The sequence below is a fragment of the Cryobacterium sp. PH29-G1 genome, assembly GCF_030063365.1.
In the GTDB taxonomy this organism is placed as follows: Bacteria; Actinomycetota; Actinomycetes; order Actinomycetales; family Microbacteriaceae; genus Cryobacterium.
In genome coordinates this window covers 417,151-431,125 of sequence record NZ_JASISY010000001.1, presented here as the reverse complement: position 1 = coordinate 431,125, position 13,975 = coordinate 417,151, and the positions used below count along the sequence as shown (strand labels likewise).

The 13,975-nt window shown below is 65.0% G+C and carries 12 protein-coding genes; 2 read left to right on the top strand and 10 right to left on the bottom strand.

The genetic code is table 11. The features are described from left to right. Window positions 1–26: 26 nt before the first annotated feature. A complete protein-coding gene (locus QMK22_RS01985; protein ID WP_283495944.1) occupies window positions 27–1,235 on the top strand; it encodes an MFS transporter in 1,209 nt (402 codons plus the stop codon). 9 nt (window positions 1,236–1,244) lie between these two features. Next, the gene (locus QMK22_RS01980; protein ID WP_283495943.1) at window positions 1,245–2,060 is read left to right on the top strand and encodes an aldo/keto reductase; all 816 of its coding nucleotides are present in this window, start codon (window positions 1,245–1,247) and stop codon (window positions 2,058–2,060) included. Between the two features lie 15 nt (window positions 2,061–2,075). Here the strand turns inward: QMK22_RS01980 and QMK22_RS01975 are convergent, their stop codons facing one another. From QMK22_RS01975 to QMK22_RS01930, 10 genes are all read right to left on the bottom strand, one after another. Beyond that, the gene (locus QMK22_RS01975) at window positions 2,076–3,062 is read right to left on the bottom strand and encodes an aldo/keto reductase (protein WP_283495942.1); all 987 of its coding nucleotides are present in this window, start codon (window positions 3,060–3,062) and stop codon (window positions 2,076–2,078) included. Window positions 3,063–3,185: 123 nt separating this feature from the next. Beyond that, window positions 3,186–4,088: a DUF559 domain-containing protein gene (locus tag QMK22_RS01970; protein ID WP_283495941.1), complete on the bottom strand. Its 903-nt coding sequence runs from the start codon at window positions 4,086–4,088 to the stop codon at window positions 3,186–3,188. Between the two features lie 361 nt (window positions 4,089–4,449). Further along, window positions 4,450–5,754 carry a thymidine phosphorylase gene (locus tag QMK22_RS01965; RefSeq protein ID WP_283495940.1) on the bottom strand — a complete coding sequence of 435 codons (1,305 nt, stop codon included), beginning with the start codon at window positions 5,752–5,754 and terminating at the stop codon, window positions 4,450–4,452. Between the two features lie 43 nt (window positions 5,755–5,797). Further along, window positions 5,798–6,217 carry a cytidine deaminase gene (locus QMK22_RS01960; RefSeq protein ID WP_283495939.1) on the bottom strand — a complete coding sequence of 140 codons (420 nt, stop codon included), beginning with the start codon at window positions 6,215–6,217 and terminating at the stop codon, window positions 5,798–5,800. Then, window positions 6,214–7,512, bottom strand: coding sequence for an ABC transporter permease (locus tag QMK22_RS01955; protein WP_283495938.1), 1,299 nt, complete (start codon window positions 7,510–7,512; stop codon window positions 6,214–6,216). Before QMK22_RS01955 ends, QMK22_RS01960 begins: the two co-directional genes overlap by 4 nt. Then, entirely contained in the window at window positions 7,509–8,807 is a 1,299-nt protein-coding gene (locus QMK22_RS01950) for an ABC transporter permease (RefSeq protein WP_502856827.1), read from the bottom strand. The genes QMK22_RS01955 and QMK22_RS01950 overlap by 4 nt, the downstream gene beginning before the upstream one ends. Further along, entirely contained in the window at window positions 8,804–10,324 is a 1,521-nt protein-coding gene (locus tag QMK22_RS01945) for an ABC transporter ATP-binding protein (protein ID WP_283495937.1), read from the bottom strand. Before QMK22_RS01945 ends, QMK22_RS01950 begins: the two co-directional genes overlap by 4 nt. A gap of 92 nt (window positions 10,325–10,416) precedes the next feature. Beyond that, entirely contained in the window at window positions 10,417–11,523 is a 1,107-nt protein-coding gene (locus QMK22_RS01940; RefSeq protein WP_283495936.1) for a BMP family lipoprotein, read from the bottom strand. 143 nt (window positions 11,524–11,666) lie between these two features. Next, the gene (locus QMK22_RS01935) at window positions 11,667–12,746 is read right to left on the bottom strand and encodes a BMP family lipoprotein (protein WP_283495935.1); all 1,080 of its coding nucleotides are present in this window, start codon (window positions 12,744–12,746) and stop codon (window positions 11,667–11,669) included. A gap of 26 nt (window positions 12,747–12,772) precedes the next feature. After that, window positions 12,773–13,894: a mannose-1-phosphate guanylyltransferase gene (locus tag QMK22_RS01930; protein WP_283495934.1), complete on the bottom strand. Its 1,122-nt coding sequence runs from the start codon at window positions 13,892–13,894 to the stop codon at window positions 12,773–12,775. Window positions 13,895–13,975: the final 81 nt, after the last annotated feature.

Below are 13,975 nucleotides of genomic sequence, written 5' to 3'. Positions count from 1 at the left end.
ACTCCCGACCGTAGACTGGGAACACTGTGAAAAGTTACTGGACCCTCCTGCGTACGCCCGGCGTATCCCGCCTGATCGGCGCTCAGCTGACGGCCCGTTTTCCCTTCGGAATGCTCTCGCTCGCGTTTCTCATTCACATTGAACGGATTTTTGATTCCTATGGCGCGGCCGGGCTGGTCCTCGGCGCCATGAGCATCGGTCAGGCCATCGCCGGCCCGCTCACCAGTCGTTTGATGGGCCGACTCGGCATGCGCCCCGTGATCGTCGCGACCATGTTCATCTGTGCGGTCTCGATCATCGTCATGGCGCTGGTTCCGCTGGCCATTTCGAGCCTCATGGTCATCGGATTCGTCGCCGGCCTGTCCACCCCGCCGATCCAACCGGCCGTGCGCACCATCTATCCCAAGATCGTCAACTCCCGTCAGCTCACCCCGCTGTTCGCACTCGACGCCTCCGCGCAGGAGATCATCTGGGTGCTCGGCCCGGTGATCGCGACCTTCGTGGCGCTGCAAGTGTCGACGACCGCGGGCATCCTGCTCGCCGCTTTCTTTCTGGTGGCCGGCGGGATCTGGTTCGTCTCGCTGCCCGAAGTGGGCCGGGTGCGCATTCCACGCAGTCGCCGCAAGCTCGGCGTCGTGCTCAAAAAGCCCGAAGTACTGCTCAGCACCGTCGTCGGGTTCACCCTCGTCGCGGCCTGCGCCGCCGTCGAAGCCGGAGTGGTTGCGGTATTCGGGCACGGCAGCGCCGACGCCGGCTGGGTACTCGGCATCTTCGCGATCGGTTCACTCATCGGCGGGCTCGCGCTCGGCCACGCCCCGATCGGCCCGTGGGCCCTGGCCGGCCGCATGCTCATCGTCACGGTCGGTCTCGCCCTGGCGAGTCTGTGGCTCACCTTCTGGTGGCTCTCCTTCGCGCTGCTCCTGGCCGGGGTCGGCATCGCTCCCGCCTTCGCGGTGTTGTTCGGCATCGTCTCGGCGAGCGTGAAGTTCAGCGACACCGCCGAAGCCTACGGCTGGGTGGGTACCGGCCAGCTGATCGGCGCCGCCATGGGCTCCGCCATCGCCGGGTTCTCGATCGACCACTTCGGACCGGTCGCGGCCATCTATGTCGCCGCGGGTTTCGCCGGCCTCGGCTGCATCATTCCCGCGCTCGGTCGACGCTGGCACCCCGACCTGCGCGGGCGCGACATCAGCCCCATCCCCGACACCGAGCCCATCCAAATCCAGGTCTCGTAGCATGGTGGCATGATCTCCCTCCCCCTCAACGATGGCCATTCCATTCCCCAGCTCGGTCTCGGGGTCTACAAAATAGCGGATGCCCTCGCCGCCGATACCGTGCAGGTCGCGCTCGACGCCGGGTACCGTCATATCGACACCGCCGCGCTCTATGACAATGAGGTCGGCGTCGGGCTGGGCCTGGCGCGTTCGAGCGTGCCCCGCGACGACGTGTTCGTCACCACCAAGGTCTGGAACGATCGGCACGGCTACGACGAAACGCTGCGGGCATTCGACGAGAGCCTGACCAAACTCGGACTCGACTACGTCGATCTCTATCTGATCCACTGGCCCGCCCCGCACCAGGATCGCTACATCGAGACCTATCGGGCCCTCGAACAGCTCCGCACCGACGGCCGCGCCCGCTCGATCGGGGTCTCTAATTTTCACCCGCATCATCTCGATCGGCTGCTGGCCGAAACCGACGTCGTACCCGTGCTCAACCAGGTTGAGCTCCATCCCTGGCTGCCACAAACTGCGGTGCGCGCCTATGACGCGGCCCACGGCATCCGCACCGAGGCCTGGTCGCCGCTGGCGCGGGGGCGCGCGATCGGCAACGACACCCTCGACGCGATCGGCGTCAAGCACGACAAATCGGCGGCTCAGATCGTGATTGCCTGGCATCTGGCGCTCGGCAACATTGTCATTCCCAAGTCGGTCACGCCGGCCCGCATCCGTGCCAACATCGACGTTTTTGACATTGCGCTCGATGCCGCCGATCTGGCCGCTATCGCGGAGCTCAACAGCGGCGAACGCACCGGCAAAGATCCCGACGACCTCGACTGAATCGCGTTGGCCGCATCACCAGCGCGGGTGGATCTGCTCCCGCAGCAACCGGTCGTAAATATCCTGCACCCCTTCGTTGAAGGCCAGGTCGAGCGGTTCGGCCACACCGGCTGCGGCGTTGCCCTGAGCCTGCGCGACCGAACGTGCTCCCGGAATGACAGCGCTCACCCCGTCGATCTGCGCGACCCAGGCCAGGGCGGCCTGCGCCGGGGTGAGGCCGGCCGGGGCGAGGGCGGCGAATTCGGTGGCGGCCTGCAGCCCCACCTCGAAGTCGACGCCGGAGAACGTCTCTCCCACATCGAAGTGGCTGCCGTCACGGTTAAAGTTGCGGTGATCACTCGCGGCGAAGACGGTCTCGCGCGAATATTTGCCGGTGAGCAGGCCGCTGGCCAGCGGAACCCGCGCAATGATGCCGACCCCGGCGGCGCGCGCGGCCGGCAGTACCTCGTCGAGCGGTTTGAGTCGAAAGGCGTTCAGGATGATCTGCACCGTGGCGACGCCCGGGTGGCTGATCGCGGCGAGGGCCTGGTCGCAGGTTTCCACGCTCACGCCGTAGTTGCTGATGACACCCTCGTCAACGAGGGTGTCGAGCGCGTCGTATACCTCACCGGACTCGAAGACCGAACTCGGCGGGCAGTGCAGCTGTACCAGGTCGAGGGTGTCAACGCCCAGGTTGGTACGCGACCGGTCGGTCCACGCGCGAAAATTGGCCAGCACAAAATTTTCGGGCAGCTGTTCCAGACGTCGACCCATTTTGGTGGCCACGGTGATCTCCACACCGGGGGCATCGTGCGCCAGAACATGCCCGATCAGGCGTTCGCTGCGGCCGTCACCGTAGACATCCGCTGTATCAAAGAAGGTGATTCCTGCATCAGCAGATGCCGCGATCACCCCGGTCGCTTCTTCGTCAGACACGGCGCCCCAGTCGGCGCCGAGTTGCCAGGTGCCGAGGCCGATTACCGAAACAGTGCGGCCGGTTTTTCCAAGGGTGCGCTTTTGCATGCCTTCAGCTTAGGCACGGACCGTGCTTTATGCCCGGTCATTTGGCCACGGCGGATCTGGCCTGAGTTCAGACGTCCACGACGATTGTGCTCGCCGGCTCGACCCTGGCATCGTCGGACACGCTTACGGGCGCCACCCCCGCGACCGCAGCGCCGCAGCTACGGCGTCGCGCACCCAGTCTTTCGACGACCCCTTACGCACCGTGATCACCAACCACCCGGCTTCGCGCAGGTCGTGCAGTCGTTCGGCATCGCGGTTGTGCTGAACATCGTCGGTGCGATGCTGCTCCCCGTCGTATTCCACGAGCACCTTGTAGCGAAAGTAAACCAGGTCCCCGCGCACGCGCCGTTTACCCCTCGGCAGCGGAATATCCCGGTTAGTCTCCGGCTCCGGAAACCCACACACAATGAGAAACAGGCGCAGAAATGTTTCCCTGCGGGATTCCACCCGAGGCCGAATCAGTGCCTCGGCGGCGCGCAGGCGGCGGGCGCCGCGATGCCCCGCATACTGCACAACCCGCGCGGCAATCTCGGGGGCCGTCGCGAGTCCGAGCTCCGCACGCAGCAGATGATCTCCGGCCGCCACCAGGTCGTTCAGCTGCAAAACGGATGCCAGTCGGCACCAAGTCGCGATCGGCTCGAGCACTGGCATCCCGGCGAGGTCTTTCACCCCGGGACGGTCCACTGAGCTGTGCCCGATCACCCCCGCGCCACGCAGCGCACGGTCCGAACCCACTACGGTCACGTGGATACGCGGGTCGGTTTCGAGAGTTCCCGGAAGGGGCATCCCGTGGAGCACGGCCGCCGTGGTGTGGCTGAAGAAGGCGCCTGCGGGCATCCGTGGCAGGAAGGTCCGGCAGCGGTCGGTTACATCCTGATTGCCCCTCGCCGCCAGGCAGATACCCCAAAACGGATGCTCGATGTCGCCCGAGCGCATTCGCTTCGCCGAGAGGCCCGCCGCTTGAGCCTCGGCAACGGTGAAGGCCCGGTCAGCCAGGTCGGGCGGGAGCGGAGTTCGATTGTGCATGGCTTGAGGGTGCCACAACCCCGCCCTCCGCGAAGAGTTATCCACAGGCCTGGTCGCTCGGGCTCTTCTGCCCCGATCGACCACATCGGCCCAGTAAAGCTGCCCCTCGCCCGCGAGACGACGCATTCCGCCCCATGAACCTCGCGCACCCCGCGCGAGACGACAAGATCGGCCCCATGAGACCCCGCCAAGGGGCCGAACGTGGCATCTCACGAAACCCATGGGGCCAAAGATGTCCCCTCGCGCGTGATCTGGCCGGGCCAACGCTTCTGCGCGTGAATTCCCGGAGGGAGACCAGCGTGCCCAGACAGCAGTTGGCCCTGGTAACCAGCGCCCGGGCAGCAGCCCGGGCTAGCAGCTGTTAGTGGTTGCCGATGCGCTCCGCGATCAGCGGACCGCCATCTTGCACGGGCTCCCCCGGGTCGCCGATGCGCCAGGCACCCTCCACGGCTTTGAGGGCACGGCTGAACCGTTCCGGCTCGTCGGCGCTGAGCGTGAACAGGGGCTGCCCCTTGACCACGGTGTCGCCGGGCTTGGCGTGCAGGTCGATACCGGCGGCATGCTGCACCGGGTCCTGCTTGCGCGCCCGCCCGGCACCGAGCCGCCAGGCCCCGATGCCGAAGGGCAGGGCCTGCTGCTCAACCAGCACGCCGGATCTCTCGGCCAGCACGACGTGCGTCTCGCGCGCGACCGGCAGCGCGGCATCCGGGTCGCCGCCCTGCGCCCGAATCACGGCCCGCCACTTGTCCATGGCCCGGCCGTCGGTGAGTGCGGCCGCCACATCGACGCCCGTGATTCCCGCGAGGGCGAGCATCTCCTCGGCCAGGGCCACGGTGAGTTCGACCACATCGGCCGGGCCGCCACCGGCGAGCACCTCGACCGACTCGCGCACCTCATTGGCATTGCCGATTGCACAACCGAGCGGCACGTTCATGTTGGTCAACAGAGCGGATGTCGCCACCCCGGCATCCTCGCCGAGCTCCACCATCGTGCGCGCCAGTTCCCGCGACCGTTCGATGTCCTTCAGAAAAGCGCCGGAGCCGAATTTCACGTCGAGCACGAGCGCACTCGTGCCCTCGGCGATCTTCTTCGACATGATCGACGACGCGATCAGCGGAATGGCCTCGACCGTGCCGGTGATGTCGCGCAGGGCGTAGAGCTTGCCGTCGGCCGGAGCCAGACCGCTGCCGGCCGCACACACCACGCCGCCGATATCCTGCAGCTGCTTGAGCATCTCGGCGTTGCTGAGGTTGGCGCGCCATCCGGGAATCGACTCGAGCTTGTCGAGCGTGCCGCCGGTGTGGCCGAGGCCACGGCCGGACAGCTGCGGCACGGCCGCGCCGAACACGGCGACGAGCGGCATGAGCGGCAGGGTGATCTTGTCACCAACACCACCGGTGGAATGCTTGTCGGTGGTCGGCTTGCCGAGCCCGGCGAAGCTCATCCGTTCGCCGCTGGCGAGCATCGCCATGGTGAGCGCGCGAATCTCGTTTCGGGTCATGCCGTTCAGAAAAATCGCCATGGTCATGGCGGCCATCTGTTCGTCGCCCACATAGCCACGGGTGTAGGCGTCGATGAGCCAGTCGATTTGCGCGGTACTCAGCTCACCGCGATCCCGCTTGGTGTGTATCAGGTCGACGGCATCAAACGCTTCGATGGTGGTCACGGGGCAGACTCCTTAGGAAGCGGTGGTGTGAAGCTGGACGGTGTTAGGAGGCGGTGCCGGCGCGGTACTCGGCGAGTTGGCGCGGCCCGAAAGCATCCGGCAGTACCTCGTCGATGGTCTTGACCCCCGAGACCGTTTCGAGCAGCATGCCCGGCGCGGAGTGTTCGTAGAGCAACTGCCGGCAGCGACCGCAGGGCATGAGAAGGCCCCCATTGCCGTCGACGCAGGTGAACGCCACGAGGTGGCCGCCGCCGCTCAAGTGCAGGTTGGACACCAGGCCGCATTCGGCGCACAGGGTGAGGCCGTACGAGGCGTTCTCCACGTTGCATCCGCTGACCACCCGCCCGTCATCGACCAGCGCCGCGGCACCGACCGGAAACTTCGAATACGGCACATAGGCGGTGGCCATGGCGGCGCGGGCGGCCTCGCGCAGTGCCGCCCAGTCCACGGTGACAGCGGTCACTTGATGTACGGCTTTCCGTCGGCGGCCGGCGCCCGCGAGCGGCCGACGAACCCGGCAACGGCGAAGATGGTCACGACGTAAGGCAGCATGAGCATGAATTCGCTCGGCACCGGCGAGCCGATGATGCCCAACACATTCTGCAGGTTGGTCGCGAAACCGAACAGGAGTGCCGCCAGGGTGGCCTTGATCGGATGCCACTGGCCGAAGATCACCGCGGCGAGGGCGATGAAGCCCATGCCGTTGGTCATTTCCTTGTTGAATGCTCCCACCGCACCCAGCGTGAAGTACGCACCACCGAAGCCTGAGACGACGCCGCCGAGGGTGACGGATACGAAGCGGGTGCGGTTGACGTTGATGCCCACAGTGTCGGCGGCTTGTGGATGCTCACCCACGGCCCGCACGCGCAGGCCCCACTTGGTGCGAAACAGGCCGAAATACACGATCGCAATGGCGAAGTACATGACGTAGACGATGATGGTCTGACGAAAGAGCACCGGACCAATGATCGGAATCTCACTGAGAAACGGAATGTCGAGTTGGGGAAAGACGTCAGGTGAGTTCAGGTTCTTGCTGGGGGCGAGCACCTGGGAGTACAGAAAGCTCGTGAGTCCGATCACGAGCACGTTGAGCACGACGCCGACGATGACCTGGTCGACGAGGTATTTCAGCGAGAAAGCGGCGAGCACCATCGCCACGAGCGCGCCGGCGACCATGGCCGCGAGCAGGCCGAGGTACGGGTTACCCGTCGCAGAGGCGACGACCGCCGAGCTGAAGGCTCCCGCCAGCAACTGACCCTCGATCGCCACGTTCACCACGCCGGCGCGTTCTGACAGCACGCCGCCGAGAGCTCCGAAGATGAGCGGGGCGCTGAGGGTGACCGTTCCGATCAACAGTCCGGGCACCGGAATCGTGGAACCGGATGCCGCCCACGCCAGAAACCCGACCAGAAACAGTATGGCGAACAGAATGGAATAGATGATCGGGATCTTGATGCGGCGGTAGACCATCCAGGCCGACAGTGCAGCCAGAAGCACCAGCACGATGGCGACGACCACGCCGGTGATGAAGGTCGGCAGGGCTACCGCGGGCAATTGGATCACGTCACGGGCCTGGGACAGGCGGAAGGTGCTCAGCTCACCGCGCTGGCCACGACCGAGCAAAACAAACAGGAACAACGACAGCACGGCGAAGCCGCCGAGGGTGATCGGAATCTTCCAGCTGCGACTCGCCGCCGTCGCCTTCACGATTGGTGCCGACGCCGGCGTGGGGGCGGGGCTCTGTGTGATCGTGCTCATTTCGCCACCACCTCGTTGGTCTTGTGGGCCTTGACAACCCGAATTTTCGGTTTCTTGGTGGTGCCGGGGGTGGGCAGGTGGAACATGGCGCGCACCAACGGCGGGGCCGCAATGAACAACACGATCAGGGCCTGCACGACCACGACGATATCGATCGGTACGCCCTCGGCTGCCTGCATGGCGAACCCACCGGCTTTGAAAGCACCAAAGAGGATGCCGGCGGCGAAGATTCCCCACGGTTTTGACCGACCGAGCAGGGCCACCGTGATGGCGTCGAAGCCGATTCCGGCATCGATGCCGGCGCCGAACCCGGTGGTCACCGTGCCCAGTACCTGGTTGATCCCGGCTAGGCCAACGAGGGCCCCCGAGATGGCCATGGCGTACATGTAGATGTTTTTCACGTTGATGCCGGCGACGCGGGCCGCGCGCGGGTTCTGCCCGACGGCGCGAAACTGAAACCCGAGGCTGGACCGGCTCAGCAGCCACCAGACGAAGATCGTGGCCGCAATGACGGTGAGGAAACCGGCGTGGAGGTTGTAACGCGGCCCGAACAGATCGGGAAAGATCGCGGTGGACAACATGGCCGGTGTCTTCGGGTTGTTGCTGCCGGGAGCCTGCAGGGCGCCCGGGGTGCGCAGCAGAAACTGAATGAGATACAGGGCCACGAAGTTGAGCATGATCGTGACGATCACCTCGTGCGCGCCGGTGCGCGCCTTGAGCAGGCCCACGATTCCGCCCCAGATGGCCCCACCGAGCAGTCCGGCCAGAACGGCGACGATCAGGTGGATGCCGGCCGGCAGCTCCACGGCGAAGGCAACCCAACCGGCGGCGCCGGCGGCAATCAGCATCTGGCCACGGCCACCGATGTTGAACATTCCCACTCGAAAAGCGAGACCTACGCCGAGACCGGCCGCGATCAGCGGCGTCGCGAAGGTGAGCGTCTCGGTCAACGGACGAATCGCGGTGAGAAAGTTGTTGGCACGAAAGTTATAGATGGCGCCCTGGAAGAGGGCGGAGTAGGCCCCCGCAACGGCATCCCCGACGGCCCGCAGCAGGTCGCCCGGCCGCGAGAAGAAGTACACCGCGGTCTCCTGCACGCGATCGTTGGTGAAGGCGATCAGAACCGCGCCGACGATGAGCGCGAACAGAACGGCCAGGATGGAGATCATGGCGCTGCCACCGGTGATATCGCGCAGGGTTTGGGTCCAGCGTTCCGACCCGTCCTTCTTGGCGCCGCCGGGTTCGGGGGCTGCCGGTGCTGCGGCTGCCGGTGCGGGTGCCGAGGTGTCGCTCACAGTGCCGCCTCCGTTGCTGGGGCCGGTTCGCCGGCCATCATGAGTCCCAGCGTGGCACGTGGGGTGGTACCGGGCACAATTCCAACGATTTCTCCTCGGTACATCACCGCGATGCGGTCGGCGAGAGCGACAACTTCGTCGAGCTCGGTGGATATGACAATCACCGGGATACCGGAGTCGCGGGTTTCAATGATGCGGGTGTGCACGAATTCGATCGAACCCACGTCGAGCCCTCGAGTCGGCTGCGCCGCGACAAAGAGGCGCAGCTCACGGCTCAGTTCGCGGGCGAGTACGACCTTCTGCTGGTTGCCGCCGGAGAGCCGACCGGCTTCCATGTCGCTCCCCTGCGAACGGATGTCGAACTCTGCAATCTTCTCCGCGGCGAACGTGGCACGAAACCCCAGCTGCAGATTGCCCGCTTTCACAAAAGGTGCCCCCGAGCTGCGGTCGAGCATGAGGTTCTCGGCGATGCTGAAGTCGGAGATGAGGCCGTCTTCGGTGCGGTCCTCGGGAATGAAACCCACACCGGAATCGAGAATGTGCCGCACGCTGTAACCACGCAACGGCTTTCCATCGAGGTCGATCGATCCGGTGACATGGTGCTGCAGGCCGATCAGCGCCTGGGTCAATTCGGTTTGGCCATTGCCCTGCACCCCGGCGATGGCGAGCACTTCACCGGCCTGCACGTCGAAGCTCACGTTGTTCACGACGATCTGGTTGAGGGCGTCAACCACCGTGAGGTTTTTCACCGATAGCGCGGTACCACGCAGGTCGGGAGCGTCCTTGTGCACGGTTAGTTCAACAGCGCGGCCGACCATGAGCGAGGCGAGTTCGGCGTTGGTCGCGGTCGGCGATGCTTCACCGACGACGGCGCCCAAACGGATGACCGTGATGCGGTCGGCGACGGCGCGCACCTCGCGCAGCTTGTGCGTGATGAACACGATCGAGGTTCCGGTCTCGGCGAGTTGGCGCATGATGACCATCAGCTCGTCGGTTTCTTGCGGGGTGAGCACGGCGGTGGGTTCGTCGAACACCAGCACCTTGGCATCTTGGGAGAGCGCTTTGATAATCTCGACGCGTTGCTGCACGCCGACCGGCAGGTCTTCGATGCGGGCGTCGGGATCGATGTCGAAATTGAAGCGGTCAGAGATTTCCCGCACCTTGGCACGGGCCGCGCTGAGATCCAGTCGGCCGCCGAAGGTGGTTTTTTCGTGGCCGAGCACGACATTCTCGGCCACGGTGAACACCGGAACGAGCATGAAATGCTGGTGCACCATGCCGATTCCCGCGTTCATGGCGTCGCCGGGTCCGGCGAATTTCTGCACCTTGTCGTCGAGCAGAATCTCGCCCTCTTCGGCCCGATACAGGCCGTACAGCACGTTCATCAGGGTGGACTTGCCAGCGCCGTTCTCGCCCAACAGGGCGTGAATTTCACCCGACTCGACGGTGAGGGAGATGTTGTTGTTGGCGACCAGCGCACCGAAGCGCTTCGTGATGCCGCGAAGTTCGAGCTTCATTCATCCTGAATTCTTGGGTCAAGCATGCGGGAGCGCGCGAGGGTAATGAAATGGGGAGGCCGAATATTCGGCCTCCCCATTCTCAGAGCTTATTACTGCTTGGGCGAAGCGGGCGATTCGACCGTGATCGAACCGTCGATGATGCCGGCCTTGATGGCGGCAACGTCATCGGTCATGGTCGCGGGAACCTTGGACTCGAAGTCGTGGAAGGGTGCGATGCCCACGCCTTCGTTGTCGAGCGTTCCGATGTAGGGCGCCGGGTCGAAGCTGCCGGAGCCGGAATCCGTGACGACGGTGGACACGGCGAGCTTGATGTCCTTGAGGATGCTGGTGAGGAACAGGCTGGAACCGGCCGGGTTGGTCTCAAACAGGTCGGCGTCGACACCGATCATCGCGATGTCCTTGCCCGAGCTCTTGATCGCTTCAATCGCGCTCAGGAAGATCGGTCCACCGACGGGCAGGAGCACGTCAGCGTTCTGGTCGATCAGGCCCTGTGCCTTGGCGAGGGAGTCGACGCCGGCTGCGAAACCGCCGGTGAACGAGCCGGTCTGCGCGGCAACGTCCCAGCCGATGGTCTGAACGTTCTTACCGTTCTTCTCGTTGAAGTAGGTGACGCCGTCGGCGTAGCCATCCATGAAGATAGTGACCGGGGGAATCTGCTGTCCGCCGTAGGTACCAACAACACCGGTCTTGCTGTAGCCGGCAGCCGCGTAACCGGCCATGAAGCCGGCGGGAGCGGTGTCGAACAGGAGCGGCTTGATGTTCGGCGCGTCGACCGTGCCGTCAAAGTTGAGGTCAGCATCGTTGTCGATGATGGCGTAGTTGACCTCGGGGTTGGCCAGAGCCGACTCCACGGTGGCAGCGGCGAGGTTGAACCCGACGGTCACGATGAGGTTACAGCCCTGGTCGACGAGGTTCTGCACGTTCGACTGGTAGTCGGTCTCGGTGGCGGACTCGACCGTTTTGGGCGTTACGCCGAGGTCTTTGGCGGCCTCGGTGAGGCCTTCGAAGCCGAGCTGGTTGAACGACTGGTCGTCGAATCCACCCTCGTCGGAGACCATGCAGGGCAGAAAGTCGCTGGAAGCGGCCGAGTTGGTGTTGTCGGTCGTGGCAGGCGCCTGAGCACAGCCGGCGAGCATCGCCACGGTGCCGAACATTGCAAGACCGGCAAGTGCGGTCTTCCGGGTCGAAATTGTCAAGAGGACCTCCAGGATGCTGCCCAGCTCGATCGCACGGGCGTGATGGGCTCCACGTTACCGAATGTGACGCTGCGCAGATGAGCATTGTGGGTGCGCGAGCGAGTCGTTACCAAGCCGCGACCTTTCGCAACAGAAATCTCCCCTTACTGGGGTGAACTGGGGCCATCCACGACAATGATCCCGGCTATAATTGCGGCTCGAATCTGGTCGAGTTCGTCGACGAGTTCAGCCGGCACGAGATCGGCCTGCTCGTGGAAGTCTGCAATCTCCACGCCGCCGTTCTTCAGCGTTCCCACGAATGCCGTGTTGTCGAAGGTGCCGTCCAGGTCGGACCCGATGGTCTCCACCACCGCGTCCGCGGTGTTTTTCAGCACGCTCGTGAGTACGACCGATTGAAACTGGGTGGGCAGCGTGACATAACCGTCGTTGTCGACCCAAATAATGGAAACGCCCGGTGTCTCGATCGCGGCAGCGGCCGCGCCCTGACCGACCTGGCCGGCGACCGGCAGAATAATGTCGGCACCCTGGTCGATGAATGATTGAGCGAGGACCTTGCCCTTGTTGACGTCTTCGAAGTCACCGGTGAAGCTGCCGTCCTGGGTGTCTTTGTTCCAGCCGAGCACCCGCACGTCGGCCTCGTGCTTGTCGTTGTACATCGCAACGCCGTCGACGAACCCGTCCATGAACAGGGTGACGGGCGGTTGATTGCCGCCGCCGAAGGTTGCCACAATGCCGGTCTTGCTGACCCCGGCGGCGAGGTAACCGGCCAGAAACGACGCCTGGGCGGTATCGAACACGATCGGTTTCACGTTGGGTGCGTCGATGACCTCGTCGACGATCGCGAAGTGCACGTCGGGGTTGGCCGTCGCCTCGGCGAGGGTGGCGTCGGCCAGTTCATAGCCGACGGTGAGTACGAACGAGCATCCGGTGGCCACAGCCTGGCTCACATTCGGTGCCAGATCGGTCTCGGCGGTCGACACGATCGCGTCGGCGTCGATGCCGTACGTGGCCGCTGCCTCCTGCAGGCCTTCCCAACTGGACTGGTTGAACGAGCGGTCTTCGAGACCACCGGAGTTCGTAACCATGCGGGCGCAGTACTCCGGCTCCGTCGCGTCCGTGGTCGCGGTGGGGGTCGGCGCCTGCGCGCACCCGGACAGCAGCAGAGCGGATGCCGCGAGGGCAGCAACAGCGATCACACGACGCATGGACACTCCCTTAAGCATGAACTGGAATTCTAGTCAGGATTGGCCTAGAGCACGTCGCTGGAGCCGGACAGCTTGAGCGCATCGACGACGGCCTTGACCTTTTGCGCGTTTGCGCTCGTGGTGACCAACAAGGCATCCGGGGTGTCGACCACGACAATGTCCTCGACACCGATAAGCGCGATCATGCGGCCGGTATGGCTGACCACGATGCCGCTCGACGAGTCGGCGAGTACCCGGGCGCCCTCGCCGAGGATGGCGAGGTTGGACTTGCGGCCGCCGGAGTGCAGTTTGGCGATCGAGGCGAAGTCGCCCACGTCATCCCAGTCGAACTGACCGGGAATCACCACGAGCTTGCCGGCGGCGGCGGCGGGTTCGGCGACCGAATAGTCGATGGCGATCTTCTTCAGGCGCGGCCAGACCTGGTCGACCACGGCCCCGCGGGCCGGGGTGTCCCACGCCTCGGCGAGCTTCATCAGTCCGGCGTGCAGCTCGGGCTCGGCCACCGCTATTTCGGCCAGCAGCCGGTCCGCCCGCGCGATGAACATGCCGGCATTCCAGAGGAAGTTACCGTCGGCGAAGTACTCTTCGGCGACGTCAGGGCTTGGTTTTTCCACAAAGGAGTCCACGGCGAGGGCCGTCGGGGCACCGGCGACCTCGAGCGCTGCGGCGCTCTTGATGTAACCGAAGCCGATTGCGGGTTCGGTCGGCTGGATTCCGATCGTGACGATATAGCCGGCATCCGCTGCCGCGACCGCCTCCGTCACCGCGGAGCGGAACTGGGCATCGCCCCGGATGACATGGTCGGCCGGGAACGATCCAATGATCACGCCGGGTTCGCGCCGCTGCAAGATGGCGGCGGCGAGGCCGATCGCGGCGGTGGAATCACGCGGTTCGCTCTCCAGCACGACGTTCGGGTCGCTCAACTCGGGCAGCTGCTGCTCGACGGCGGCACGGTGGGCACGCCCGGTGACGACCATGATGCGCTGCTCCCCCGACAGCGGAACGAGGCGATCCCAGGTGTCGCGCAGCAGGGTATGACCGGAGCCGGTGAGGTCGTGCAGAAATTTGGGGGCATCCGCTCGGGACAGCGGCCACAGCCGGGAGCCGATACCGCCGGCCGGGATCACGCTGTACAGGCGGTCGATGGGCTCACTGGACGTAATCATCCGCTCAGACTATCGGGCCGGTTGCGCGCGCCGCCCAGCCACGATTTGTTCATGTGCCCGTCACCCGTCGGCAAGGACCGG

Coding starts and splice junctions, on each gene's coding strand:
- QMK22_RS01955 (WP_283495938.1), bottom strand. CDS start 7,512: ATGAGCACGATCACACAGAGCCCCGCCCCCACGCCGGCGTCGGCACCA.
- QMK22_RS01945 (WP_283495937.1), bottom strand. CDS start 10,324: ATGAAGCTCGAACTTCGCGGCATCACGAAGCGCTTCGGTGCGCTGGTC.
- QMK22_RS01970 (WP_283495941.1), bottom strand. CDS start 4,088: ATGCACAATCGAACTCCGCTCCCGCCCGACCTGGCTGACCGGGCCTTC.
- QMK22_RS01975 (WP_283495942.1), bottom strand. CDS start 3,062: ATGCAAAAGCGCACCCTTGGAAAAACCGGCCGCACTGTTTCGGTAATC.
- QMK22_RS01930 (WP_283495934.1), bottom strand. CDS start 13,894: ATGATTACGTCCAGTGAGCCCATCGACCGCCTGTACAGCGTGATCCCG.
- QMK22_RS01980 (WP_283495943.1), top strand. CDS start 1,245: ATGATCTCCCTCCCCCTCAACGATGGCCATTCCATTCCCCAGCTCGGT.
- QMK22_RS01935 (WP_283495935.1), bottom strand. CDS start 12,746: ATGCTTAAGGGAGTGTCCATGCGTCGTGTGATCGCTGTTGCTGCCCTC.